Annotated in this window: 21 protein-coding genes; 11 read left to right on the top strand and 10 right to left on the bottom strand. The window is 59.9% G+C overall.

Annotation, left to right across the window (positions count from 1 at the left end; all coding sequences use genetic code 11):
* Positions 1 to 105: 105 nt before the first annotated feature.
* Together N5D61_RS25260 and N5D61_RS25255 are read left to right on the top strand one after the other, a co-directional pair.
* Positions 106 to 849 carry a TorF family putative porin gene (locus tag N5D61_RS25260; RefSeq protein WP_279894624.1) on the top strand — a complete coding sequence of 248 codons (744 nt, stop codon included), beginning with the start codon at positions 106 to 108 and terminating at the stop codon, positions 847 to 849.
* 63 nt (positions 850 to 912) lie between these two features.
* On the top strand, positions 913 to 1785 hold the full coding sequence (locus N5D61_RS25255; protein ID WP_108240086.1) for a DUF6279 family lipoprotein: 873 nt from the start codon (positions 913 to 915) through the stop codon (positions 1783 to 1785).
* Positions 1786 to 1853: 68 nt separating this feature from the next.
* Here N5D61_RS25255 and N5D61_RS25250 read toward each other — a convergent pair whose 3' ends face one another.
* A complete protein-coding gene (locus N5D61_RS25250; protein WP_279894623.1) occupies positions 1854 to 2261 on the bottom strand; it encodes a transcriptional regulator in 408 nt (135 codons plus the stop codon).
* A 175-nt stretch (positions 2262 to 2436) separates the two neighbouring features.
* Between N5D61_RS25250 and N5D61_RS25245 the strand changes: the two genes are divergently transcribed.
* A complete protein-coding gene (locus N5D61_RS25245) occupies positions 2437 to 2712 on the top strand; it encodes a hypothetical protein (protein WP_279894622.1) in 276 nt (91 codons plus the stop codon).
* Between the two features lie 180 nt (positions 2713 to 2892).
* On the opposite strand, the gene N5D61_RS25240 is transcribed toward N5D61_RS25245, so the two are convergent.
* Positions 2893 to 4233 (bottom strand): DEAD/DEAH box helicase, encoded by a 1341-nt coding sequence (locus N5D61_RS25240; protein ID WP_108240107.1) that lies wholly within the window; start codon positions 4231 to 4233, stop codon positions 2893 to 2895.
* A gap of 176 nt (positions 4234 to 4409) precedes the next feature.
* Here N5D61_RS25240 and N5D61_RS25235 point away from each other — a divergent pair, with 176 nt between their 5' ends.
* Positions 4410 to 5663 (top strand): mechanosensitive ion channel family protein, encoded by a 1254-nt coding sequence (locus tag N5D61_RS25235; protein ID WP_279894621.1) that lies wholly within the window; start codon positions 4410 to 4412, stop codon positions 5661 to 5663.
* Positions 5664 to 5848: 185 nt separating this feature from the next.
* Here N5D61_RS25235 and N5D61_RS25230 read toward each other — a convergent pair whose 3' ends face one another.
* The 3 genes from N5D61_RS25230 to N5D61_RS25220 all read right to left on the bottom strand — a co-directional run bounded on the left by N5D61_RS25230 (position 5849) and on the right by N5D61_RS25220 (position 7846).
* Entirely contained in the window at positions 5849 to 6082 is a 234-nt protein-coding gene (locus tag N5D61_RS25230; RefSeq protein WP_279894620.1) for a hypothetical protein, read from the bottom strand.
* A 174-nt stretch (positions 6083 to 6256) separates the two neighbouring features.
* Positions 6257 to 7123, bottom strand: a complete 867-nt coding sequence (locus N5D61_RS25225) for a carboxylate/amino acid/amine transporter (RefSeq protein WP_279894619.1) — start codon at positions 7121 to 7123, stop codon at positions 6257 to 6259.
* 408 nt (positions 7124 to 7531) lie between these two features.
* A complete protein-coding gene (locus N5D61_RS25220) occupies positions 7532 to 7846 on the bottom strand; it encodes a 3-phosphoglycerate kinase (RefSeq protein WP_279894618.1) in 315 nt (104 codons plus the stop codon).
* A 50-nt stretch (positions 7847 to 7896) separates the two neighbouring features.
* Between N5D61_RS25220 and N5D61_RS25215 the strand changes: the two genes are divergently transcribed.
* The 4 genes from N5D61_RS25215 to N5D61_RS25200 all read left to right on the top strand — a co-directional run bounded on the left by N5D61_RS25215 (position 7897) and on the right by N5D61_RS25200 (position 12385).
* Complete coding sequence (locus tag N5D61_RS25215; protein ID WP_108240093.1) at positions 7897 to 8823, top strand: LysR family transcriptional regulator; 927 nt, start codon at positions 7897 to 7899, stop codon at positions 8821 to 8823.
* A gap of 36 nt (positions 8824 to 8859) precedes the next feature.
* Positions 8860 to 9639, top strand: a complete 780-nt coding sequence (locus N5D61_RS25210; RefSeq protein WP_108240094.1) for an alpha/beta hydrolase — start codon at positions 8860 to 8862, stop codon at positions 9637 to 9639.
* A gap of 151 nt (positions 9640 to 9790) precedes the next feature.
* A complete protein-coding gene (locus N5D61_RS25205) occupies positions 9791 to 10348 on the top strand; it encodes a peptidylprolyl isomerase (protein WP_279894617.1) in 558 nt (185 codons plus the stop codon).
* Between the two features lie 177 nt (positions 10349 to 10525).
* A complete protein-coding gene (locus N5D61_RS25200) occupies positions 10526 to 12385 on the top strand; it encodes an ABC transporter ATP-binding protein (RefSeq protein WP_108240096.1) in 1860 nt (619 codons plus the stop codon).
* A 116-nt stretch (positions 12386 to 12501) separates the two neighbouring features.
* On the opposite strand, the gene N5D61_RS25195 is transcribed toward N5D61_RS25200, so the two are convergent.
* On the bottom strand, positions 12502 to 13629 hold the full coding sequence (locus N5D61_RS25195; protein WP_279894616.1) for a GNAT family N-acetyltransferase: 1128 nt from the start codon (positions 13627 to 13629) through the stop codon (positions 12502 to 12504).
* A 275-nt stretch (positions 13630 to 13904) separates the two neighbouring features.
* Here N5D61_RS25195 and N5D61_RS25190 point away from each other — a divergent pair, with 275 nt between their 5' ends.
* Positions 13905 to 15185, top strand: coding sequence for a putative porin (locus tag N5D61_RS25190; RefSeq protein ID WP_108240098.1), 1281 nt, complete (start codon positions 13905 to 13907; stop codon positions 15183 to 15185).
* A gap of 162 nt (positions 15186 to 15347) precedes the next feature.
* Here the strand turns inward: N5D61_RS25190 and N5D61_RS25185 are convergent, their stop codons facing one another.
* The 4 genes from N5D61_RS25185 to fadD2 all read right to left on the bottom strand — a co-directional run bounded on the left by N5D61_RS25185 (position 15348) and on the right by fadD2 (position 24596).
* Entirely contained in the window at positions 15348 to 16469 is a 1122-nt protein-coding gene (locus N5D61_RS25185; protein WP_108240099.1) for a beta-ketoacyl-ACP synthase III, read from the bottom strand.
* Positions 16470 to 16730: 261 nt separating this feature from the next.
* Positions 16731 to 20642, bottom strand: a complete 3912-nt coding sequence (gene hrpA / locus N5D61_RS25180) for an ATP-dependent RNA helicase HrpA (RefSeq protein ID WP_279894615.1) — start codon at positions 20640 to 20642, stop codon at positions 16731 to 16733.
* Between the two features lie 252 nt (positions 20643 to 20894).
* Positions 20895 to 22592: a long-chain-fatty-acid--CoA ligase FadD1 gene (gene fadD1 / locus N5D61_RS25175; RefSeq protein WP_279894614.1), complete on the bottom strand. Its 1698-nt coding sequence runs from the start codon at positions 22590 to 22592 to the stop codon at positions 20895 to 20897.
* 315 nt (positions 22593 to 22907) lie between these two features.
* Entirely contained in the window at positions 22908 to 24596 is a 1689-nt protein-coding gene (gene fadD2 / locus N5D61_RS25170; protein ID WP_279894613.1) for a long-chain-fatty-acid--CoA ligase FadD2, read from the bottom strand.
* A gap of 211 nt (positions 24597 to 24807) precedes the next feature.
* On the opposite strand from fadD2, the gene N5D61_RS25165 reads away from it, so the two are divergent.
* Together N5D61_RS25165 and N5D61_RS25160 are read left to right on the top strand one after the other, a co-directional pair.
* Positions 24808 to 25752 carry a lysophospholipase gene (locus N5D61_RS25165; protein WP_279894612.1) on the top strand — a complete coding sequence of 315 codons (945 nt, stop codon included), beginning with the start codon at positions 24808 to 24810 and terminating at the stop codon, positions 25750 to 25752.
* A 43-nt stretch (positions 25753 to 25795) separates the two neighbouring features.
* On the top strand, positions 25796 to 26266 hold the full coding sequence (locus N5D61_RS25160; RefSeq protein WP_108240104.1) for a MaoC family dehydratase: 471 nt from the start codon (positions 25796 to 25798) through the stop codon (positions 26264 to 26266).
* The last annotated feature ends 316 nt before the right edge of the window (positions 26267 to 26582 follow it).

Below are 26582 nucleotides of genomic sequence, written 5' to 3'. Positions count from 1 at the left end.
CAACGGTATGCTTGCGAGGCTCTAGCTCGCGGTTCTTATCGAGCCGTCAGGCATTTCGATACGACACCTTCGATCCACTCCTCTGAACCTGAAAAGGAGTGAAGCATGGCTTATGCTCGCTATTTTCCGCACTGGACCGGTGCCGCGCTCGTTTGCACACTGCTTGCGCAACAGACGGCCCATGCTCAGGTCTTGGAGCGGCAGCTTGGGGATTTCAGCCTCAAGGTCGGAACCACACCCAGCCGCACCATGGCCCAGGGCCTGGTCACACCCAGCACCGGTGATTCAAAGTTTCACGGTGGGCTGGACCTGACGCATGACAGCGGTTTCTATTTCGGCCAATGGTCGCCGAGTGCCGGTTTGGCGCCTGACACGACGTTGGAAGTCGACTCCTACCTGGGCTTCAAAAAGCCATTCGACAAGACGCTGGGTTACGAATTGGGCGTTATTCGCTACAGCTACCCCAACACCAGCCAGATCGACAGTCATGAGCTGTATGCCGGTTTCCGGATCTTCGACAGCCGCATCGGCACGGCCTTCAGCACCGATGCAGGGCGCCAGGACAGCACGCTGTTTCTCGACTTGGGTGGCCTGCCACTGCTGGGCGTAGACCTGCGCATGCAGTACGGCAATCATCAACTCGATACGCCGACCGCCATCGACGGCGGTGGCCTGATCAGCACCTACAACGACTGGTCGTTCAACATTTCCCGTCCGTGGCTGGGAATGGACATGAACCTGATGTACAGCGGCTCGAGCCTGACCGGCGCCGACTGCAGCGTGTACAGCGGCCACAACAGTCAGTGCGAAAGCACCGTAACGCTGAAGCTGGTGCGCTCGCTGTTCTGATCGGCTGAACCGGTGGCGCCTGACTGGCTCTATAGCTGGGAGACGAACCGGCAAGGAGCTGTCATGCGCATCGTTTTCAAGACCTGGGTTTCGTTGTGGCTGAGCCTGTTCCTCGTTACAGGATGCAGTCAGATAGGTCTGACTTACCGGCATCTGGATTTCATCATCCCCTGGTCGCTCAATGACTACCTGGACATGAATGCCACCCAGAAGGACTGGCTGGATGAGCGCCTCAAGGAGCACCTGAACTGGCACTGCACCACGCAAATCCCTGGCTACCTGAGCTGGTTGGATCGCTTGCAGACGATGGTGCAGACCGGGCAGGTCAACGAAGAGCAACTTCGCGCCCGCACCGCCGAAGCGCGCGAGGCGATCGCAACCATCTCCCGCGAAATCACCCCAACGGCCGTTGACCTGCTGCGTCAACTCAACGACCAGCAAGTGGCCGAGATGCAAGCGGCTTTCGCCAAGGACTTGCGCAAGCACGAGGCGGACTACGTCGATCAGCCTTTGGCTCAACAGATCGGCGAACGCGCACAGCGCATGGAGAAGCGCCTGAGCCCCTGGATCGGCAAACTCAGCACAGCGCAGCGAGATCGCGTGATGCAGTGGTCCGCATCGCTGGGCGAACAGAACCGCATCTGGATCGACAACCGTGCACACTGGCAGGCGCTGCTGGTTGCGGCGGTCAAACAGCGCAACGCCCCGGGCTTCGATCAGAAAATCGCGAAACTGCTGCAGGACCGTGAGACCTTCTGGACGCCCGAGTACCGGGCAGCCTATGACCATACCGAGCAAGCGGCAATTGCCTTGATCACGGACTTGATGGCGCAGAGCTCACCGGCACAACGGCAGAAGTTGGTGGAAAAAATGGCGGACGTGCGAGGGGATTTCAACGACCTGGGCTGCCTGAAAGGCAGCAGGAAAGCATCGTGAAGGATTGCTCTATCTAGCCCCTGGCAGCCTCGCGGACCTGCCAGGGGGCTCGAATCGCTGGGCCGACCTTAGATGGCGCCGGGGGCGGCCTGCGGCTTGGAAGACACTCGGTCAAAGGTTTCAGGGTCCAGCGCATCGCCTTGTTCATCGAGCAACTGACGTGGGGGCGCATTGCCGGGAATACTGCTGTCGATCATCGCCAACAGGCTCGATCCACGCGGGGTGAGGATAAAGTTTTCCCCATTGCCGCCCTCCTCTTCAGGCCGTGATTCTATGAACCCTCGCTTCAACAGCAACGCTTCGAGGTCGGCTGCCTGCATTTTCAACGCATCCAGGTCGCCAGTGCCCTGACCGGCAGCCGCTCTGGCAGCGGCGTGTTCCTCGGCGTATTTGCGGGGCGCAAAAGGCTTGCCAGCGCTGTTTTGCACTTCATGCAGCAAGCGCTCGATCAGGTCCCAATCGTACGTGTCAGCCATCTGTGAACCTCCTAACGGTGGTTGCCCGTGACGTCCGGTCAGCGGGTCAGGTATTCAGCATTGCGACCCAACGCGCTCAGGGCCGTTCCAGCGAAGCGCCCAACGGTCACAGGGTGAACTTTTGCTGACACGGCCCTCTCCACTCCAGTAAGCCCGCCAATGAACGGAGGCCGTCATGAAAACCCTGACAAATATCGCCGGCGCGATGACCCTGCTGACGGTGGCGTCTGCCTGGGCCTGCACGCCTGAGGAGGCGCAAGCCAAACGCGAGCAACTGGCGCAGGAAGTCCACCGGCTGACCCAGCAAAGTCCGGAAAAGGCCAAGGAGTTGAATCAGGAAATCAAGGACATGCAACTGGAGACCTCGGCCAGGGAAGTGCCGGACAAGTGCCAGTTGATCGATCAGCGACTGAAGGAGATGGATGATGCGGGGAAGAAAGCCGACGGGTAGACACCTGGGGTAGACACCTGGGATCGATGCCTACTCCGGCCTGCGCGCACTGGACGCATTCGCTCACGGTAGAAGGGGCGATTTCCAACAGCGCGCGCCCCAAGCCAAGCATGGCATGAACACAATGGGGGGCGTCCATTGAGACGGCATCCCGCGCCCAAGGCTGCCCCTCCTTAAGCGTTACTCCGAGACCGGTGGCCGGATCACGCGCTTCTTCAATGGCGCCATGCCGTCCTGACTGACCAGTGACTCGGCCTTTGGCCGGTTCACCGTCTTGCGTTTGGTCGGCGCTTTGGCAAGGGCCTTTTTCTTGTCGCCCTTGCCGTCGGTCTTTTTCTTCTTCGCCCCAACGGCCTTGCCCGACGCCTTGACCTTCTTCGGACCGGTATAGCTGCCCTTGACCTCTTTGATGGTGCGGCGCTCGAACTTCTGTTTCAGATAGCGCTCGATGCTCGACATCAGATTCCAGTCGCCGTGGGTAATCAGCGAGACCGCCAGTCCCTCGGCGCCCGCGCGCCCGGTACGGCCAATACGGTGGACGTAATCGTCACCCGTGCGCGGCATATCGAAGTTGATGACCATGTCCAGGCCTTCGACATCCAGCCCGCGAGCCGCCACATCGGTGGCGACCAGAATCTTCACTGCGCCTTGCTTCAGGCGATCGATGGCCAGCTTGCGGTCTTTCTGATCCTTTTCGCCATGAAGCACGAAGGTCTTGTAATTCAGCGCCACCAGACGCCCGTAGATCCGGTCGGCCATTGCGCGAGTGTTGGTGAAGATGATCGCTTTCTGATACGTCTCGTTGGCGAGCAACCAGTGCAGGACCTGCTCTTTATGGACGTTGTGGTCTGCCGTCACGATCTGCTGGCGGACGCCTTCGGCCAATTCGCTCACGTTGTTGACCTGCAAGTGCTGCGGGTCCTTGAGCACCTTGGTGATCATCTCGCGCAGGCCGGAACCGCCCGTAGTGGCGGAGAACAGCAGCGTCTGCTGACGGTTGGCGCATTCGTTGGCCAGGCGTTCGACGTCTTCGGCGAAGCCCATGTCCAGCATGCGGTCGGCTTCGTCGAGCACCAGCAACTCGACTTCCTTGAGGTCCAGATTGCCTGCGTTGAGATGCTCCAGCAGGCGCCCTGGCGTGCCGATCAGGATATCCGGCACCTTGCGCAGCATTGCCGCCTGCACCTTGAAATCTTCGCCGCCGGTGATCAACCCGGCCTTGATGAAGGTGAATTGAGAGAACCGCTCCACTTCCTTGAGGGTCTGCTGCGCCAACTCACGGGTCGGCAGCAGGATCACGGCACGAATGTCGACCCGTACCTTGGCTGGCCCGATCAGGCGGTTGAGCATGGGCAGTACGAAAGCGGCTGTCTTGCCGCTCCCGGTCTGCGCCGTCACCCGCAGGTCCCGCCCTTCCAGCGCCAGCGGAATGGCCGCCGTTTGCACAGGCGTGGGCTCGACGAAATTGAGTTCGGCCACGGCTTTGAGCAGGCGTTCGTGCAGGGCGAATTGGGAGAACACGGGTGGTACCTCGACGGGATGCAAAAAAACAGTCGCATAGGTTACCGGTTTAAGCCGCATTCGCCGAGTTTCTTTAGCTCAACGGGGCTAATTTGTTTCTGGATCTTCCCATTGCTGCGCCGCAGCCATCACCAATGGTCTAATCGCGCCTTTTTTCTTCAGGAGAACTTGCGCCCATGGACACCTCATCTCTCTGGCTGCGCGTCCAGGAACTCTGGAACGTGCTCGAACATCAACCCATGCTGCGCACGGGCATGGGTCTGCTGGTGCTGCTGATTACCGCACTGGCGATGGGCCGTCTGATGCGTTTCGTCATCCTGTACACCATGAAGGCCTTGGGCCGCCAACCGGCGTTGTTCTGGATCAACGATTTTCTGCATAACAAGGTCTTTCACCGTCTGGCGCAGGTGACGCCTTCCGTGGTCATCCAGTTCGGCCTGAACCTGGTTCCCGACCTCAGCGCCACCACGGCCCATGTGTTGAGCAACGTGGCCCTGGCCTTCACCATTCTGTTCCTGATGCTGACCGTCGGGGCGTTGCTCAATGCCCTTCTGGACCTCTACGCCCGCACCGAACATGCACGCACCCGCTCGATCAAGGGGTATGTGCAACTGGCGAAGATGATTCTCTATGTCTTCGCCGCCATCATCATCGTCGCCACGCTCATCGACCGTTCCCCGCTGTTGCTGCTGTCCGGGCTCGGCGCGATGTCGGCGGTAATCCTGCTGGTCTATAAGGACACCCTGCTGTCCTTCGTGGCCAGCGTTCAACTGACCAGCAACGACATGCTGCGCGTGGGCGACTGGATCGAGATGCCACAGGTAGGGGCAGACGGCGATGTGGTGGACATCACGCTGCACACCGTCAAGGTGCAGAATTTCGACAAGACCATCGTCTCCATCCCCACCTGGCGCCTGATGTCCGAATCGTTCAAGAACTGGCGTGGCATGCAGCAGGCCGGAGGTCGCCGGATAAAGCGCAGCCTCTACATCGACGCCAGTGGTGTGCGTTTCGTGGCAGATGCCGAAGAGCAGAGGCTCACGCAAGTGCGCCTGCTCACCGACTACATGGGCCGCAAGAAGGCCGAACTGAACGCCTGGAACGAGGCCCAGGGCAACGTCGCCGAGCTGTCTGCCAACCGCCGTCGCATGACCAACATCGGCACGTTCCGCGCGTACGCGCTGGCCTACCTGAAAAGCCACCCCGACATCCACCCGGACATGACGTGCATGGTTCGCCAGATGGAAGCCACCGCCCAAGGCGTGCCGCTGGAAATCTACTGCTTTACTCGCACCACCAGTTGGGCGGATTACGAGCGGATTCAGGGGGACATCTTCGATTACTTGCTGGCCATCCTGCCGGAATTCGGTCTGAGCCTTTACCAACAACCGAGCGGGTCAGACATGAGGGTCGGTTTGGCTGTGCGCTGAATGATGTGCTCGCCACACTATTAAAAACCGTTGTCGCGCATATAGCGCGTCACATCGACTCATCATAAAGCACCGCTATCGTCTCAATTAAGTACGTTGATTCATTAATTAAGCAACCATAAAAAAACCCGGCTACTGCCGGGTTTTTAGGTGAAGTTCAGACGTATCCGAAAGAGCGCCTTGACTCAGTAGCGCTGATAGGTCGAACCGAACTCTTTACGATTCTCCGCAACGATCACAGTGCTAGAGGCCTTGCTATCAAAGGGTTTAACCGCATCTCTGCTGGCCAGCTTGCTGTCCAGAACACTGGCGCTGGAGCTGTCGACGATGGCGCGCTGGTAGGTTTTCTCAGGGCTGGCGAAAGCCGAGCCTGCCGCGAGGATGGAAAGTGCGAAGCCGAATGCGATGGACTTTTTCATGATCTTAATCTCCGGTAAGCCAGTAAGTTTCAAAGTTGAGTTTCGATGTAAGCGGGTTAGTTCGTTTCGTTGGGGCCAATTTATTCGGTCGGCCCTTACATGAAAAACCAAGCGTGCAGATATCGAACATCAACTCCAATGATGTAAAGCACCAGAGCCTCTAGACCAACGCTTTCAAGCGTTCGGCGTGCGCGAGGTCAAGCTGAACCGGCTGATCCATACCGACGAAATGATCACCAGGCCGCCAAAAAACAGCTTGGTCAAATCCTCTTCCTGCCCCCAGATCAGCAGGTTGATCAGCAAACCGACCGGTACGTGCAGGTTATTCATCACCGCAAGGGTGGCCCCATTGACCAGGCAAGCGCCTTTGTTCCACCAGTACATGCCGAGCGCGGTCGAACACAGGCCCAGAAACAGCAATACGCCCCACTGCTGGGGCCCATCGGGCAGATGGTGCGCGTTACCGAACATCAGAAACGCTGGTAAGGCCACGGCCAGCGCACCCAGGTAGAAGTAGCCGAAGCGTCGGTAATGCGGCAGGTCGCTTGGGTGCCGTGCCACCAGATGCTTGTACAGCACCTGCCCTGCCGCATAGGTGAAATTCGCCACTTGCAGCAACAGGAAACCGCCGAGGAAGTGCGCATCGACGCGGTCGTAGCGAATGATCACGGCGCCCAACACCGCAACCATAGCCGCGAGCAGGCCCCAGCGGTTGAACCGCCGGTTCAGCGCATCTTCGATCAGGGTGACATGCAGCGGCGTGAGGATGGTGAACAGCAACACTTCCGGCACGCTCAGCACGCGGAAGCTCAAGTACAGGCAGACATAGGTGACGCCAAATTGCAGCGCGCCGATCAACAGCATGCCGCGCAGGAAAGCGGGTTCGACCTGACGCCAACGGGTCAAGGGAAGAAAAACCAGCCCGGCCAGCAGGACGCGAATCAATACGGCGAAATAACTGTCGACGTGCCCTGCCAGGTAAACCCCGATCAAGCTGAATGAAAATGCCTGGATCAATGTGACAAACAGTAAATAGCCCATGGTCGCCTCGTTTCGAAGGCCGCGACCTTAGCGGTTTCAGGCTGCCCCGTTCAAGCATTCTCCAGGCAATAAAAAACCCGATCGTCCGACGCTATCAGGCGCGGTGATCGGGCGACGTACTCAGGAGCGGTTCGAGTACCAAAGGAGTCGATGAACACAGGAAGCATCCCTCGCGGGAATTAACGGACCATTAAGCCTTCCCGCTCGCGCGCTAGAACGAGCGGTAGCTTTCGAGGGCGAACCTGTAAGGCACAAGGGCGCGTGCAATGGATGGAGCACCGTTGCGGCAATGGAGGCGAGACTAGCGATAAGGTATTCGATGAAAAAGCACAAAAATTTGCTACTAAATATCTAATAATTTGTTTTAGTCACCAGACGCCTCTAGGCTCTTCGTCAGTACAGCGGTGCTCACTGTGGGTCGCAGGTCAATTTGATGCGCAATTTGACAATCTCGCGACTGAACTTGACGGTAACGTTGGCACTGCTTTTTGGCGCGAGCTGAACGCGCCGGGTCCGGGGAGCCTCGGGTCCGTTGCTGAACACCGCCGTGCACTTGGCGGGTACATCGCCATAGTTATTGAGGGTGACGGTGCCGATGTCATACGCGGTGTCATGGCTGGTGTAATCGATTTGCACACCGTTGATGTGCTTTTCCACATCAATCGGGTAGGCAAATGCGCTTAACGGCAGCATCGCCAGCAGCACACAACAGATTTTTTTCATGCGGCAGTCTCCCAGAAAGATGGGCCAGCTTAGGACAGAAGGAACGAAAGATGAAAGCGCCCCGTGTGACCCTTGATCAATGGCGCACCCTGCAAGCAGTGGTCGATCACGGCGGCTTCGCCCAGGCGGCTGAAGCGTTGCACCGCTCACAGTCGTCAGTCAGTTACACCGTCGCCAGGATGCAGGAGCAACTGGGCGTCCCATTACTGCGTATCGACGGGCGCAAGGCCGTGCTGACAGACGCCGGCGAAGTACTGCTACGGCGTTCGCGGCAACTGGTGAAGAACGCCAGCCAACTCGAAGACCTGGCCCATCACATGGAACAGGGCTGGGAAGCAGAGGTTCGCTTGGTAGTCGACGCCGCCTACCCCAATGCCCGGCTGGTGCGCGCGCTGACGGCCTTTATGCCGCAAAGCCGCGGCTGTCGGGTCAGGCTCCGGGAGGAAGTGCTTTCCGGGGTCGAGGAAGTTCTGCTTGAAGGCGTGGCGGACCTGGCCATCAGCGGGTTCAATATTCCCGGCTACTTGGGCACTGAAATGAATAGCGTCGAATTCGTGGCCGTTGCCCATCCCAATCACTTTTTGCACCAGATGCAGCGGGAATTGACGTTCCAGGACCTGGAAAGCCAGTTGCAAGTGGTGATTCGCGATTCGGGCCGCAATCAACCCCGGGACGTCGGCTGGCTGGGCGCCGAACAGCGTTGGACCGTGGGCAGCCTGGCCACGGCGGCCAAGTTCGTCAGCAGCGGTCTGGGCTTTGCCTGGCTGCCGCGGCACATGGTCGAGCGAGACATCCGCGAAGGTGTGCTCAAGCCCCTGCCATTGGACAAGGGTGGCAGTAGAAACCCGACTTTCTATCTTTACGCGAGCAAGGAAAAGCCGCTCGGGCCTGCCACGCAGATCCTGGTCGAATTGATCCGGACTTTCGATACCGCACCGCTGGACGCGGCGTTCCCGACGCCTCAACAGGCCGTTTGACCCGCTCACCTTGATCTTGCGCTACGGGAGGTCTCGATGCCCCGCTTCGAACATGACGGCTGCGCTTTGCATTACGAGGCATTCGGTCAGGGCGATCCGGTTTTACTGGTTCACGGGTTGGGGTCCAGCGGCCAGGACTGGGAATATCAGATTCCAGTCCTGGCAGCCCGATACCGGGTGATCACCTTGGATGTCCGAGGCCATGGGCGCTCCGACAAGCCGCGCGAGCGCTACAGCATGGCCGCATTCAGCGCGGACGTCCAAGCGCTGATCAGCCACCTGCAGACTGGCCCCGTGCACCTGGTGGGGTTATCGATGGGCGGCATGATCGGCTTCCAATTGGCGGTAGATCGCCCAGAGCTGCTCAAAAGCCTGACCATCGTCAACAGCGCCCCAGCTGTCAAAATCAAATCGTTCACCGACTTTCGGCAATTCGCCAAACGCTGGTTGCTGGCGAGGGCATTCAGCATGGAAGCCATCGGCAAGGCACTGGGCAAGCACCTGTTCCCCCTCCCAGAACAGGCCGACTTGCGAGAAAAGGCAGCACTGCGTTGGGCGCAGAACGATAAACGCGCCTATCTGGCCAGCTTCAGTGCCATCGTCGGCTGGGGCGTGGAGGACGCGCTGTCGCGCATCCAATGCCCGACGCTGATTGTAACGGCCGACAACGATTACACGCCGGTCGCGCTCAAGGAGGCGTATGTGCGGCTCATGCCCAATGCGAGACTCGTGGTGATCGAAGACTCCCGCCATGCGACACCGCTGGATCAACCTGACGCCTTCAACCGCGCGCTGCTGGCGTTCCTCGACTCATGACGTTCCTGACGCCAGCTCATCCACCCTTGCAAACCCAGGTCTGCGTGGCGGGCCCACGAACACCGCCCGGATGCCCCCTGTCAAAATCTGCGCAAACGTGGTTCCCTTGCCAACGTTTGCAGTCGAACAATCAATCAGGACCCACTGCCCCATGCTGAAAAAAATTGCCCTTTGCGCCGCCGCTGTTCTGTTCGCTTCCAAGCTGATGGCCGCTCCTGCGCCGCATGTCGTGCTGGATACCAGCTTTGGCCAGGTTGAAATCGAGTTGAACCAGGACAAGGCGCCCGTCAGCACCGCCAACTTCCTCAAGTACGTGGACAGCAACTTCTATTCGAACACCGTTTTCCACCGGGTGATTCCGGGCTTCATGGTTCAGGGAGGCGGCTTCACGGGGCAGATGGTGCAGAAGCCGACCAACGACCCGATCAAGAACGAAGCCGACAACGGCCTGCACAACGTGCGCGGCACCCTCGCCATGGCCCGGACGTCCGATGTCAATTCGGCGACCAGCCAGTTTTTCATCAACGTCGTCGACAACAGCATGCTTGACCATGGCGTCCGCGATTACGGCTACGCCGTGTTCGGCAAGGTGGTCAAGGGGATGGACGTGGTCGATCAGATCGTCAACGTCCAGACCGGTAACGTGAAAGGCATGCAGAACGTGCCGCTTGACCCGATTTACATCAAGTCGGCCAAGCGCGTGAACTAAGCTGTCTGACGCGTGCAAAAGCCGGGCACGCGCCCGGCTTTTTCGTTTTCGGGAGGCACATCACAGGAAAAAAACCGAGCAATCGGGCGCTGATGTGGTCTGATCGGGGACGCATGCAACATCGCCCATACAGCCCCTCAGAATGGAGAGCCCGCTCAAGCGTGGGCGTCATAGCCAATGCTCTATCGCCGTTTCGAACAGCTCATCGATATTTTCCGCGAAGCGCCGACCGCCGCCCCACCTAACCGGGTCGTCGCGTTTTACGTGTATTACCTCAAGCAGGTCTGGCCCAGCTTTCTCGCGCTGCTGGTGGTGGGCCTGATTGGCGCACTGATCGAGGTGTCGCTGTTCAGCTACCTGAGTCGTATCATCGACCTGGCCCAAGGCGCCCCCAACCCGAATTTCTTCAGCGACCATGCGCTGGAACTGGCGTGGATGGGCATCGTCGCCCTGGTCCTGCGCCCGATCTTCGTGGCCCTGCATGACCTGCTGGTCCACCAGACGATCAGCCCCGGCATGACCAGCATGATCAACTGGCAGAACCATAGCTACGTGCTCAAGCAAAGCGTGAACTTCTTCCAGAACGACTTCGCCGGCCGTATCGCCCAGCGCATCGTGCAGACCGGCAACGCGTTGCGTGACTCCGCCGTGCAGACCGTGGATGCCATGTGGCACGTGCTGATCTATTCGATCGGCGCCCTGGTGCTGTTCGCCGAGGCCGACTGGCGCCTGATGATCCCGCTCCTTAGCTGGATCGCCGGTTTCGTCATCGCCCTCTGGTATTTCGTGCCACGGGTCAAGGCACGCTCAGTAGTGTCGTCGGATGCGCGCTCGAAGCTGATGGGGCGCATCGTCGACGGCTACACCAACATCACCACACTCAAGCTCTTCGCACACACCAGCTCGGAGCAGCAGTATGCGCGCGAGGCGATCAGCGAGCAGACGGAGAAGACCCAACTGGCGGGCCGCGTGATCACTGAGATGGACACTGTGATCACCGCGCTCAACGGCATCCTGATCGTCTGGACCACAGGCCTTGCGCTTTGGCTCTGGACGCAGTCGTTGATCTCGGTCGGCGCGATTGCCCTGGCGACCGGCCTGGTGATCCGCATCGTCAACATGTCCGGTTGGATCATGTGGGTGGTCAACGGCATCTTCGAGAACATCGGCATGGTGCAGGATGGCTTGCAGAGCATTTCCCAGCCCGTCGGCGTGACGGACCGCGAGGGGGCTCCGAAACTGGTCGTCAGCCGCGGCGAGGTGAAGTTCGAGCACCTGCAATTTCAGTACGGCAAAAGCAAAGGGGTGATCCACGACCTGAACCTGAACATCAGGCCGGGCGAGAAAATCGGTCTGATCGGGCCATCGGGCGCCGGCAAATCAACGCTGGTCAACCTGCTGCTGCGTCTGTACGACGTGCAGGGCGGGCGTATCACCATCGATGACCAGGACATCGCCCATGTCGCGCAGGAGAGTCTGCGCTCACACATCGGGATGATTACGCAAGACACCTCGCTGCTGCACCGCTCGATCCGCGACAACCTGCTGTACGGCAAACCCAATGCCACGGATGCCGAACTGTGGGAAGCGATGCGCAAGGCGCGGGCCGATGAGTTCATTCCCTTGCTGACCGATTCGGAAGGGCGTAGCGGGCTGGACGCCCATGTGGGGGAGCGTGGCGTCAAACTCTCCGGAGGACAGCGCCAACGCATCGCGATCACTCGGGTCCTGCTCAAGGACGCACCCATTCTGATCATGGACGAAGCCACATCGGCGCTGGATTCGGAGGTGGAAGCGGCGATCCAGGAAAGCCTGGAAACCCTGATGCAGGGCAAGACCGTGATCGCCATCGCGCACCGTTTATCGACCATCGCGCGAATGGACCGCCTGATCGTGCTGGAAAATGGGCGGATCGCCGAAAGCGGTACCCATGCCGAGCTGCTGGCGCAAAAAGGCCTGTACGCGCGGCTGTGGGCGCATCAGACCGGGGGCTTCGTAGGGGTCGAGGATTTCCCTCTGGCACCGCAGTCTTTGTGACAGGAAGGCGCGGTTTTCGGTGAGTTGAGCGGTCGCTCGTCAACCCGCCGAGGACCGCGCTCGCGCAACCGGGCGCCCGGTGCGTACACCCAGTGTGCGGATGCGGGGCAGCTCAATCACCCGGCCTGTCGATACGGCAACGCGGCTCGCGCCTCTTGTGCGTAAGCCAGAATACCCGCCCGCTCCCGCTCGAGAAATTCGGTCACCGCTTCGCGCAAACCTGGATGCGCCAGGTAATGCCACGAATGGGTAATCACCGGCTCAAAGCCCCGAATCAGCTTGTGCTCACCCTGTGCGCCGGCATCGAACCGCTGCACACCTTGGGCGATGGCGTAATCCATGCCTTGATAAAAACAGGTCTCGAAATGCAGCCGGTCAAATTCGGCCAGGCACCCCCAGTAGCGGCCGTACAGACTGTCGCCGCCCATCAGGCTGAACGCCATAGCCACCGGGCGTGCGCCCTGCTTTGCCAGAACCACCCGAATGCTGTCGGGCATCCGCTCGGCCAGCAGGCTGAAGAACGCTCGGGTCAGGTAAGGCGCCTGCCCGCGCACTTCATAGGTGTTGGAATAACAGGCGTAGACAAAATCCCACTGCGCCTCGGTCACCGCTTGGCCATGCAGCCACTCGAAATCGATTCCCTGCCCCGCGACCTGCTCGCGCTCTTTGCGCATCTGCTTGCGCTTGCGTGAACTCAAAGCGTCGAGGAAGTCCTGGAAATCCCGGTATCCGCGGTTCTGCCAGTGGTACTGACAACCAATGCGCGCAAGCCAGTCCGGCTGTTGGGCGAGCCACGCGTCAAGCGTCGGTTCGGTGAAGTTGACGTGCACACTGGATAGGCCCTCTGCCTCGGCGTAGCCAGGCAAGCAGGCAAGCAACTCACCCCCCTCCTCCGGCGTTCTGGCCAGCAGGCGCGGACCGGTGACCGGGCTGAATGGCACGGCCACCAGCAACTTGGGGTAATAGCTGATCCCCGCGCGGCGACAGGCGTCGGCCCAGCCGTGGTCGAACACATACTCGCCATAGGAATGCCACTTGCGGTAAGTCGGCAAGGCGGCGATCAACTGTTCGTTTTCGTAATGCAGAAGATGCTCAGCGCGCCAACCGGACCGGGGACCGAGGCTGCCGCTGTCTTCCAGCGCGCTCAAGAAGGCATGGCGCAGGAAAGGCGAATCACCCGGGATCAGCGCATCCCACTCCGACGCCCCGAGATCCGACAACCTGTCCAAACGATGCAACGCCATCGACTGTTCCTCTTGCCCGCCAACGTTTGCGCAGTATCACCCATTAAGCGGAGGCGCACATGAAATTCGCAGGCGGACGCTCTAGACCGCAGTTGGCGCCTGCGCTGCCCCTGTCATTGACGTGCCATCACCTAGCCATAGGTCTGTCATAAACGATCGTGATACTGGCGCCTGTTTTTAGAGCCCTCTGTTCTTAAAACTCATTTTCCCCGTCCGTTTGAAGGTCGGTCGTTTCCGGGATGGCTCTGTCCTCCCTCTCATCTACGGAGATTGATATGCGTCTTGCTTCCACGAAAACTGCGGCAGCCCTGTGTGGCGGTCTGCTGCTGGCCGCCAGTGTACCGGCCAGTGCCGCAGTCGACGCGAAACTGCTCGACATGCTCAAGGCCAACGGTTCGATTTCGCAAGCTCAGTACGCCGAATTGCAAACCGAACTGGCCAAGGATCAGCAGGCTCAAGCGCAAGCCCAAAAGGCACAGGCTGATCAGATTGCCGCAGCGACTGCCAAGTCTTCGGAACTGTCGGCGTTCGAACAGAAGGTGGCCTGGGCTGCCAAGACCCAGTTCAAGGGCGATGTCCGCGTGCGTCAGGAAACCATCAAGATCGATGGCCAGAACAATTCGCAAGACAAGGATCGTCAACGTATTCGCGTGCGCCTGGGCGCCTACACCGACATCAATCCTCAGGTCAGCACCGGCATCCGTATCGCCACCGGCGGCAGCAACGATGCCCGCTCCACCAACCAGGACCTGGACGGCTATTTCGTCAAGAAAGACCTGTGGCTGGACATGGGCTATATCGATTACCACCCGACCGCTCTGCCGAACCTGCACATCATCGGCGGCAAAATGGCTCAGCCGTGGGTCAGCATGGGCGACATGATCTGGGACAGCGACATCAACCCGGAAGGTCTGGCGGCCACCTACAGCCTGCCCATCAACAAAGGCTTCGAGCTGTTCGGCAGCGCGGGTAATTACACCCTCAAGGACAACATCAACGGCGACGGCACGCAGTTCAAGAATGACTTGCGCCTGAACGCGGCGCAGTTGGGTGCCAAGTTCACGCCTATCGACGCCCTCAAGGTAACGGCCGGCGCGAGCATCTACCAGTATCAGAACGACAAGGACAGTGCCGCGTTACGCGTGAACGGCAACAACACCGACCGCTTCCGTCTGCTGGAAGGCTTTGGCCAAGTGGACTTCAACGGTCTGGCCGTGCCCCTGGCGCTCTACGGTCAATACGTGACGAATAACGCCACCGACAGCGACGAAGACACCGGTTGGCTGGCAGGCGTGAAGACCAAGGTGTTCGGGTTCGGTCTGGATTACAACTACCGCGACGTTCAGCGCAATGCGGTGGTCGGCGCCTTCACCGACTCCGATTTCGCCAACGGCACCACCGGCTCGCGCGGTCACAAGCTGGGCGTTTCCTACGACATCGACAAGAACTTCGCAATCGGGGCCACTTACTTCCTGACCAAAGCGGACTACGCCGTGGCCTCTCAACGCGACGCCGACGCCAATACCCTGCAATTGGATGTACTGGCCAAGTTCTAAGCGCTCGAATCGGCTGCAACGTTTAGCGGCACGCTCATAGCGTCAGATTCGAGTGCTCCCTCGACCTGACGCGACTCTCCCAGCCTGGCGCTGCCCTGTCGGATCCCCATCATCCGTTTCGACAGGGCACGCCAGGCTGTTTTTTTTCTGGATACCGCCCTATCACTTCTTGCGCAGAATCACACTGCCGATCGAATAGCCTGCGCCGAACGAGCTCAGCACGCCCAGGGCGCCGCTGGGCAGATCGTCCTGGTATTTGTGGAAGGCGATCACCGAGCCCGCAGAGCTGGTATTGGCGTAACTGTCGAGAATGACCGGCGCTTCCTCGACGGTGGCATCGCGGTCCAGCAGCTTCTTCACGATCAAGTGGTTCATGCTGAGGTTCGCCTGATGCAGCCAGAAACGCTGCACGTCACTGGCATTGAGGCTGTTTTCCGCCAGGTGAGTGGCGACCAGGTCGGCCACCATCGGGCAAACCTCGCGGAAGACCTTGCGGCCTTCCTGAACGAACAGCTTGTCTGGCTTGCCCTCGCCCTCTTCGGCGGTGCGGTTCAGGAAGCCGAAGTTGTTGCGGATGTTGTTGGAGAACTGGGTCAGCAGCTTGGTGCTGACGACCTCGTACTGGTACGGGGAGGTGGCCAGGTCCGCGCGCTCGACGACCACCGCCGTCGCCGCGTCGCCGAAAATGAAGTGACTGTCGCGGTCACGGAAGTTCAGGTGGGCGGTGCAGATTTCCGGGCTGATCACCAACACGGCGCGCGCTTGGCCCAATGTGACACTGTTGTAGGCAGTCTGGATTCCGAACGTGGCCGACGAGCAGGCGACGTTCATGTCGAAACCGAACCCTTGAACACCCAGGGCAGCCTGGATTTCGATGGAAATCGCCGGGTATGCGCGTTGCAGATTGGAACAGGCGACGATGACGCCGTCGATATCGGCCGCTGTACGCCCGGCGCGCTCGAGGGCGTGTTTCGCCGCAGCGACGCCCATTTCACACAGAACGGACCACTCGTCATTCGAGCGTTCGGGGAGCCGGGGCTTCATGCGTTGTGGATCGAGGATGCCGGCCTTGTCCATGACGAAACGGCTCTTGATGCCGCTGGCCTTTTCGATGAATGCCGCACTGGACTCGGTCAGCGCCTGCACTTCTCCGGCCTCGATGGCGGCGGCATTTTCAGCGTTGAACTGCGCGACGTAGGTGTTGAAAGAATTCACCAGTTCATCGTTGGAAATGCTGTTGGCTGGGGTAAAGAGCCCTGTGCCACTGATCACGACGTCGTACACGGTCGTTCCTCTCTTCTTGGATGGCAGCAGACAAGACGCCTGCGCAAGCATGGTGCCGGCCGCTTGTGGGACGACAGTACCAATGCAACGATAAAGCCCCCCATTTGATGGGGGATGGTTATTTGTAATGCAGTGCCGTTTTAACCGCGAAGTGTGCCACAACGGCTGCCATTTGGCGCTAGCCAAGCACCGAACGCCGAAGGCGAGCCCTTCTCGGAAAGCCCTGTGCCGTGAGCGTCAGCCTGCTCACGTACGACGGCCTCACCCCTCGACCTGACTCCACTGTTTGCTCAAGCGCTTGTCGGAAATCGGCACCTTGGTCCCCAACTGCTGACCGAAGAGCGACACGCGGTACTCTTCCAGCCACCAGCGATAGACGGTGAGTTCCGCATCGCGCTTGCCTTCCTGGGCATGCTTCTCGGCGCGCGTCTGGTATTGCGCCCAGAGGTTGCCCAACTCAATGCTCCAGACCCGGTCTTTCTGCACCTGCGCCCCCAGCTTTTCAAGGCGCAATTCGATGGCCTTCAGATAACGTGGCAACTCCTTGAGCCAGACCGCAGGTGTCTCACGTACGAAACCGGGATACACCAAGTGCCCGAGCTGTGCCTTGATGTCGTTCAGGGCCACGGCCTGAGCCAGATCGATCTTGCCCTTGAAGCGCTTCTGCAGGCCGTGCCACAGCTTGAGGATCTCCAGCGTCAGCCGGGCCAGCCGTTCGGCGTGCTCGGTGAGGCTGCCGCGCTTGCGCTCGGCCAACGACAGCAAGCCTGCGCCGTCCCGGGGCAAGGTGGCTTCGCCGTCGAGAATGCAACTGTCCAGACTCGCCAGCAGGATGTCTTCGATCAACGCATCGACGCGCCCCATGTCACGGTACAGCAGCGCCAGTTCGGTCTGCCCCGGCAATTTGCTGCGCAGAAACTTCGCAGGTTCGGCCAGTTGTTGCAGGAGCAGACGCTGCAAGGCGCGGCGGTGTTGATAGTCGGCTTCGGCCTGGGTGGAAAAACGCCCTTCCTTGACCGTACCGCCTTCTTCCACAAGGGCGGGGTAGACCGTCATCGACAACCCGGCAATCTTTTGTTGGGTTTTCTCTTCCACCTTGGCGAAGCCTTTCGCTTCCACCGGTTGCTGGGCCTTCGCCGATTGCGGCACCGCGAGGGCGGCCTGACCGGCTTCGGCAAAACGCGCCGTCAAGGCGTCCAGATCGCGCCCTTCGCCGAGAAACTTGCCCTGGGCGTCAACCACCTCCAGGTTCATTTTCAGGTGGCTTTCCACCTGCTGCGCGGACTCGGCCCACGCCTCGTCCGGCACCCGTGCGCCGGTCATGCGTAGCAATTCGCGGCCTAACGCCTGAGGCAGCGAGCCGTCGGCGAAGACCATGCGTTGCAACGCGGCCTTCACGAAATCCGGGACCGGTACAAAGTTCTTGCGCAGGGCTTTGGGCAAGTTGCGCACCAGCGCCACGCACTTGTTTTCCAACAGGCCCGGGACCAGCCACTCCAGACGCTCGGCAGGCAAGGACAACAATAACGGTGCAGGCACCCGCAAGGTCACCCCATCGCGCGGATGGTTGGGCTCGAAGTGATAGCTCAATGGCAGGGTCAAGTCCCCCAGCCGCAGGGTGTCGGGGTACAGATTGGCGGTGACTTCGCTGGCTTCGCGCGCCAGCACATCTTCCTCGCGCATGATCAGCAAATTCGGGTTTTTCTGGCTCTCCATCCGATACCACGCATCGAACGTCGCGGTCTGGTGAATCTCCGCGGGCAGACGGGCATCGTAGAAACCGAACAGCGTTTCTTCGTCGGCCAGAATGTCGCGCCGCCGGGCCTTGGCCTCAAGCTCGTCCAACTGTTCGAGCAACCGGGTATTGGCGCTCAGGCATTTGGCCCGGGACTGAATCTCGCCACGCACCAACCCCTCGCGAATGAAGAACTCACGGGACACCACCGGATCGATGGGGCCGAAATGCACCGGCCGCCGCCCGACGATGATCAGGCCGAACAACGTGATCTGTTCGTAGGCGACCACCTGCCCGCGTTTCTTCTCCCAATGGGGCTCGAAGTGATTTTTCTTCACCAAGTGGCTGGCCAACGGCTCGATCCACTCAGGCTCGATTTTCGCGACCATGCGCGCATAGAGCTTGGTGGTTTCCACGAGTTCGGCGGCCATGATCCATTGCGGACGCTTTCTGCCCAATCCGGACGAGGGATGCACCCAGAAACGCCGTTGGCGTGCGCCCAGGTAGTCGCCCTCTTCGGTTTTCTGGCCGATCTGGCTCAGCAGCCCGGAGAGCACGGCTTTGTGGAATTTGGGGTAATCCGCCGGTTCCTTGTTGACGTTCAACTGCAGGTCGCGGCAGATCAGGCTCAACTGCCGATGTGCGTCACGCCATTCGCGCAGCCGCAGATAATTGAGGAAATTGCGTCGGCACCAGTTGCGCAGCGGGCTTGAACTCAAGGCCTGGCGCTGCTCCTCGAAGCCCCGCCACAGATTGACCAGCCCGGCGAAGTCCGAGTCCTGATCCTTCCACTGCGCGTGGGCCTGATCGGCGGCCTGCTGGCGCTCGGGTGGGCGCTCACGAGGGTCCTGAATCGACATCGCGCTGGCGACGATCAGCACTTCCTGAAGGCTGCCCTGTTTGGCCGCTTCCAGCAGCATGCGGCCCATGCGCGGGTCCACCGGCAGGCGCGCCAGTTGGCGGCCCAGCGGAGTGAGCTGGTTTTCGCGGTTAACCGCTGACAGCTCTTGCAACAGGTTGAAACCGTCGCTGATCGCCTTGCCATCCGGCGGCTCGATGAACGGGAAGTCGGTGATCTGGCCCAGCCGCAAATGCAACATCTGCAGAATGACCGCTGCCAGGTTGGTGCGCAGAATCTCGGGGTCGGTGAATTCGGGGCGCGAGAGGAAATCCTCTTCGCTGTACAGGCGCACGCACAGCCCCGGCTCGACGCGCCCGCAACGCCCTTTGCGCTGGTTGGCGCTGGCCTGGGAAATGGCTTCGATGGGCAGGCGTTGAACCTTGGCGCGATAGCTGTAACGGCTGATCCGCGCCGTCCCCGTATCGATCACGTAGCGGATGCCCGGTACGGTGAGCGAGGTCTCGGCAACGTTGGTGGCCAACACCACGCGACGGCCAGGGTGCGACTGGAAAATCTTCGCCTGCTCGGCAGGGGTCAGGCGCGCGTACAGCGGCAGAATCTCGATGTGTCGCAATTGAGCCTTGCGCAGCACTTCGGCGGCGTCACGGATCTCCCGCTCGCCGGGCAGAAATACCAGCACATCCCCGGGGGTCTTGCGCTCGGCACGCTCGAAGGCATCCAATTCATCGAGGGTCGCGAGAATCGCCTGATCGACCGTCAGGTCGTCCTCGACGCTGTTGCCCTCCTCGTCCTGCTCGGCGGTGAGGGGACGGTACCAGGTCTCCACCGGAAAGGTCCGGCCCGACACCTCCACGATCGGCGCCTTGTCGAAATGCTCAGAGAACCGCTCGAGATCGATGGTCGCCGAGGTGATGATGACCTTGAGGTCCGGGCGACGTGGCAGCAGGGTTTTCAGGAAACCCAACAGGAAATCGATGTTCAGGCTGCGCTCGTGGGCTTCGTCGACGATGATCGTGTCGTAGCGCTCCAGAAACCGGTCATGCTGGGTTTCGGCCAACAGGATGCCGTCGGTCATCAGCTTGATCAGGGTGTTTTCGTCACTCTGGTCTTCGAAGCGCACCTGATAGCCAACCAGACCACCCAGCGGCGTGCCGATCTCCTCGGCAACCCGGCTGGCGACACTGCGCGCCGCGATCCGACGCGGCTGCGTGTGGCCGATCAACCCGTGCTGCCCGCGGCCGATTTCCAGGCAGATCTTGGGCAACTGGGTGGTCTTACCCGAACCGGTCTCGCCTGCAATGATCAGCACCTGATGCTTGAGCAGTGCCTCCTTGATCTCGTCGCGTTTGGCGGCGATGGGCAGGTTCTCGTCATAGCGAAGCGTCGGAACGCTCTGCTTGCGTGAGTTCGCCAGCGCACACGACGCCTGCACGCGCTCGACCCACTGCGCGAGCTTTGCCTCGTCAGGCTTCTTGCGCAGCTCGTGCAATTGGCGGCGCAGGCGATGGCGATCCCTGATCATCGCGTGGTCGAGGTTCTTGAACAGGGAGTCGATGGAGGGCGATTCGTCGGTCATCAGGGCGCGAAGTCTTTACTTTCTGAAAGCAGGGCGCGGATTGTCGCAGATTTACCCGCAGACGACACATGATCGTGCCCACGCTCCGCGTGGGAATGCATCCCCAGACGCTCTGCGTCACCGCGTATAACCGACGCGGAGCGTCGAGGGCGGCGTTCCCACGCAGAGCGAGGGAACGATCAGAAGCAGTTTTGCGGTATGTCCGAAAACAACAAACCCCGCACGAGGGCGGGGTCTGGTAAGGGGAAGCGCTTATGCCGGTTTCTTCAGCGCCAGTTTTTTCAGTTCTTCATCGCGCAGCTCGCGACGCAGGATCTTGCCGACGTTGGTGGTCGGCAGCGCGTCGCGGAACTCGACGCTGCGCGGTACCTTGTAGGCTGTGACGTTGCCGCGCATGTGCTCCATGACCTGCTCCTTGGTCAAAGTCGCGCCCGGCTTGACCACCACGAAAATCTTGATGGCCTCGCCCGATTTCTCGTCCGGCACGCCAATCGCCGCACATTGCAGGACACCCGGCAGGGTCGCGAGCACATCTTCGAGCTCATTCGGGTAAACATTGAAACCGGAGACCAGAATCATGTCTTTCTTGCGGTCGACGATGCGCATGTAGCCATCGGGTTGAATGATCGCGATATCCCCCGTCTTCAGCCATCCCTCGGCATCGAGCATTTCATCGGTCGCTTCCTGACGCTGCCAGTAGCCTTTCATGACCTGAGGGCCTTTGACGCACAACTCACCCACTTCGCCCAGCGCCAGTTCTTCGCCGGCATCGTTGATGGTCTTGCACAAGGTCGAAGGCACCGGGATACCAATCGTGCCCATTTGAATCTTCTGGATGGGATTGACGGTGGCGACCGGGCTGGTCTCTGTCATCCCGTACCCTTCGCAGATCGAACAACCCGTGACCTCTTTCCAGCGCTCGGCGACAGCCAATTGCAACGCCATCCCTCCGGAGAGGGTGAGTTTGAGCGTAGAAAAATCCAGCTTGCGGAAATCAGGGTTATTGCACAGCGCCACGAACAGGGTATTCAACCCGACGAAGCCGGTGAACTTCCATTTCGACAGCTCCTTGACCATGGCTGACAGATCGCGCGGGTTGCTGATCAGAATGTTGTGGTTACCGATCAGCATCATCGACATGCAGTGAAAGGTGAAGGCGTAGATGTGATACAGCGGGAGCGGCGTGATGAGCGTTTCCGTGCCTTCATTGAGGTTGGAGCCCATCAGCGCCTTGCACTGCAGCATATTGGCGATCAGGTTGCGGTGCGTCAGCATCGCGCCCTTGGCCACGCCGGTGGTGCCGCCGGTGTATTGCAGCACCGCGACATCGCTGCTCTTCGGCGACGCGTCGTTCACTGGCCGACCCTGCCCCTGTGCCAGCACGTCATTGAATTTGACGGCCCTGGGCAGGTGATAGGGTGGGACCATTTTCTTCACGTACTTGATGACGCTATTGACCAGCAGGCGCTTGAGAGGCGGCAGCAGGTCGGCGACTTCGGTGACGATGACGTGTCTGACGCCTGTCTTGGGCAGGACTTTCTCGGCCAGATGCGCCATGTTCGCCAGGCAAACCAGCGCCTTTGCGCCGGAATCGTTGAACTGGTGCTCCATTTCCCGCGCGGTGTACAGCGGGTTGGTATTGACGACGATCAGTCCGGCGCGGATGGCGCCGAAGACGGCAATCGGATATTGCAGTACATTGGGCAACTGCACCGCGATACGATCACCCGGCTGCAGGTCGGTGTGCTGTTGCAGGTATGCCGCGAACGCGCCGGACAGTTGGTACAGCTCGCCATAGGTGAGGGTCCTGCCCAGGTTGCTGAAGGCAGGTTTATTGGCGAAACGCTCGCAGGACTGTTTCAATACCGCCTGGACATTTGGGTACTCGTCCGGGTTGATATCGGCAGCAATACCAGACGGATATTTATCCTTCCAGAAATTTTCGATCATGGAAGCCGACTCCTCAGCGACAGCGTTTCTACACACCGCTCGAAGCGATGATTTCTTGTGTTTGGAATGGTTGTAGCCACCGCTTTCTGCCTATCGACTGAACAAAAAGCGGGCCGAGCGTAGCAGCTTTGCCGAGGGTCGACCAGAGGCAAAAGCAGCCTCTACAGTCACGAACATGACTCTTGAATAATGTTTAGTCACGTTTAGAGCAATGAACCTAAATGTCGAAATTGTGCCCTGCCTCCACGGCGCCGCTGCCGCCCGCGCAAAAAAAACGGCGTGTTTCGCAACACGCCGTTTTTGTTTATAGCCGGTTCACGCCATGTCGCGCAGTTCGCGCCGCAGAATCTTGCCCACCGGCGTCATGGGTAATGATTCGCGCAGCACGATGTGCTTGGGAATCTTGTAGCCCGTGAAGTTTTCCTTGCAGTAGGTTTTCAGCTCCTCGGTGGTGAGACTGGAATCCCGAGGGACCACGAAGAGCTTCACGGCTTCTCCTGAGCGTTCATCGGCGACCCCAATGACCGCGCAGTTGGCCACCTTCGGATGGCGGGAGACGACGTCCTCGATTTCGTTGGGATATACGTTGAATCCCGACACAATAATCAGATCTTTCTTACGGTCGACGATTCGAATGAACCCGTCGGGGTCAATTACCGCAATATCGCCGGTCTTGAGCCAGCCTTCGCTGTCGATCACTTCGGCCGTCGCATCCGGTTTATGCCAATAGCCGAGCATGATCTGCGGCCCTTTCAGGCACAACTCGCCCCGCTCGCCCAAGGGCAACTCCTCGCCCTCATCATTGATGATCTTGGCGCTGGTGCCAGGCACCGGCATGCCTACCGTGCCGACCTTCGACTTGCCGCCGTAGGGGTTGGCCGTGGCCACCGGCGAGGTTTCAGTCAAGCCGTAACCCTCCACGATGGGGCATCCCGTCAGTTCCAACCAGCGCTCAGCCGTGGCATTGACCAACGCCGTGCCGCCCGAGTTGGTCAGCCGCAGGTTGGAAAAATCCAGCGTTTTGAAATCAGGGTGGTCCATCAGCGCCACGAACAGGGTGTTGAGCCCCAGCATCGCCGAGAACTTCCACTTCTTAAGCTCCTTGATGAAGCTTGCGATGTCGCGAGGGTTGGTAATAAGGACGTTATGGTTGCCGCTGACCATCATGCACATGCAGTTACAGGTGAAGGCATAGATGTGGTACATCGGCAGCGGCGCGATCATGATTTCACTGCCCTGCCTGAAAACCGGCAGCCCATCCGGGCCATGCTGCAACATACAGGCGTACACCTGCTGCATGTTGGCGACCAGGTTGCCATGGGTGAGCATCGCCCCCTTCGGAGAACCCGTGGTGCCGCCGGTGTATTGCAGCACCGCGATGTCGTCCAGATCCAGCGGCACGCGCTGCAGGTGGTCGCCCCGGCCCAATTTCAACACGCTCTTGAACGATACGGCCTGAGGCAAATGGTACTCCGGCACCATCTTCTTGATCTTTTCAACGACGGTGTTGATCAACCAGCCCTTGGCGGCAGACTGCATGTCACCCATCTTCACTTCGATCAGGTATTGAATGTCGGTGTCGGGCAAAACTTCCTGGACGTTTTTGCCAAAGACATTCAGGTAGACCAAGGCCCGCACCCCGGCATCCTTGAATTGGTGGCGCATCTCACGGGCGGTGTAGAGCGGGTTGGTGTTGACCACGATCAGCCCGGCGCGCATGGCACCGAAGACTGCGATGGGGTACTGGATGAGGTTGGGCATCTGCACGGCGATGCGGTCGCCCGGCTTGAGCTCGGTCTGCTGCTGCAAATACCCGGCGAAGGCCGCCGATCGCCGCTCCAGCTCGGCGTAGCTGAGCGTCACGCCCATGTTGCTGTAGGCGGGACGATCTGCGTATTTCTTGCAGCTGCGCTCGAAAACTTCGACCACTGACTGATAGGCGTGCAGGTCCACTTCAGAGAGGACGCCCTCCGGGCGCTTGTCGTTCCAGAAATCAGGTTGCATGTTGTTTTTATCCTCATACCTGAGAGCGCTGTGACACGCTTGTGATTGCCCGACGTTAGCAGTTGAGGCAAAGAAGGCAAATACCAGGGCAGGCGTCATCACCGACGTGAATCTCGCGAGTGATCTGACCGCCATTGGATAACGGCTATACACTGCGGATCGGTACTCGCCCAAACGCTTTTTAACGACACATTCATACAAGGCCAGGTCCATGACGCACGACGCCTTTTGGCTCGACACTTCTGATCGAACCCGCCTGTTCGTCAACGCCTGGCAGCCCACGATTCAGCTCAAGGCCGTGGTGATGCTGTCCCACGGCATGGCCGAGCACAGCGGGCGGTATGAACGACTGGGCCTGGCCCTTGCCGAGGCGGGGTATGCGCTGTATGCCCTCGATCAACGTGGTCATGGCCGCACGGCCAGCCAAGGGATACGGGGTCATTACGCGGATCGGGATGGCTGGAACAAAGTGGTGGGTGACCTGGCCACGCTACGAGCCTCGATTGCCCTGCGCCATCCGGGTGTTCCGGTGTTCCTGCTCGGCCACAGCATCGGCAGCTACATTGCGCAGGCCTTCCTGCTGCATCACAGCGCCAACCTGCAGGGGGCGGTGCTCAGCGGCTCGAACTTTCAACCGGTAGCGCTGTACCGTATCGCTGCGGTCATTGCTCGCCTCGAACGCTGGCGTCAGGGGCCGACGGGACGCAGCGCATTCATCGAATTTCTCTCTTTCGGCTCGTTCAACAAGCGGTTCAAACCCGCTCGCACGCCTTTTGACTGGCTGAGCCGTGATCCACATGAGGTCGATCGGTACCTCAGCGACCCACTTTGCGGCTTTCGTTGTACCAATCAGTTCTGGATCGACATGTTGGGCGGGCTGCAACGCATCAGCAGATCGTCCAGCCTGGCGCAGATAGACAAGCGCCTGCCGATGCTGATCATGGGCGGCGAATGTGATCCGGTGAGCGAAGGCCGACGTCTCAAGGATTTGGCCGAGGCCCTGAGCAGTGCGGATCATCCTTACGTCACATTGAAACTCTACCCACAGGCCCGGCATGAAATCCTCAACGAAACCAACCGAGACGAAGTCACTCGTGATTTACTCGCCTGGCTCGACGAGGCGCTGACGGAGCCCCGCCCGCCCCGCAGTGAATGAATGCCTCGTTCTCACTTTTCATCTTCAGTCACAGGACCGCAGCATGACTCACGTTACCAACACGCCCTACGAAGCGCTGGAAGTCGGCCAGAAGGCCAGCTACACCAAAACGGTCGAAGAGCGTCATATCCAACTGTTCGCCGAACTCTCCGGCGACCGTAACCCGGTGCACCTGGATGCCGAGTTCGCCGCCAAGACCCTGTTCAAGGACCGCATCGCCCACGGCATGTTCAGTGGCGCACTGATCAGCGCCGCGGTCGCCTGCGAACTGCCCGGGCCTGGCACGATTTATCTGGGCCAGCAGATGAGTTTTCAAAAGCCGGTGAAGATCGGTGACACCCTGACCGTGCGCCTGGAAATTCTCGAAAAGCTGCCGAAGTTCAAGGTCCGGATCGCGACCAACGTGTACAACCAGAACGATGAATTGGTGGTTGCAGGTGAAGCGGAAATCCTCGCACCGCGCAAGGAGCAGAACGTGACGCTGGTGGAATTGCCGACCATTACGGTGGGTTGAAGCCCGAAATCCGCAGTCGCGAGGTCCACTTTCTTCAGTTCTGCTTTGCGCTTGAAATGCGGTAGACCAAACGCCGCCGATCGCATGTGTGTCCCAGCCGGACCCAGTTTTGTGGAGTGGGTTGAGCGGCAGAACCCGCGAGAGCCGCGCGGCCAGGGATGGCCGTCCGGGGTGTGCCCACGGAGCGGCGCCGAGGCATGCCACCGTGCATTCGGTCCGGCTCCCAGCTCACATGCAAACGGATCTGCCCCCGATCTCAGCGGCGCCGATGGCAGGGTTGAACGGTCCCGATACCGAGGGCTGATCCATTTGCGAC

This window comes from Pseudomonas sp. GD03842, from assembly GCF_029841165.1.
Taxonomy (GTDB): domain Bacteria; phylum Pseudomonadota; class Gammaproteobacteria; order Pseudomonadales; family Pseudomonadaceae; genus Aquipseudomonas.
The sequence above is the reverse complement of the archived record's forward strand: the minus strand, read 5'-3'. Positions and strand labels throughout refer to the sequence as shown.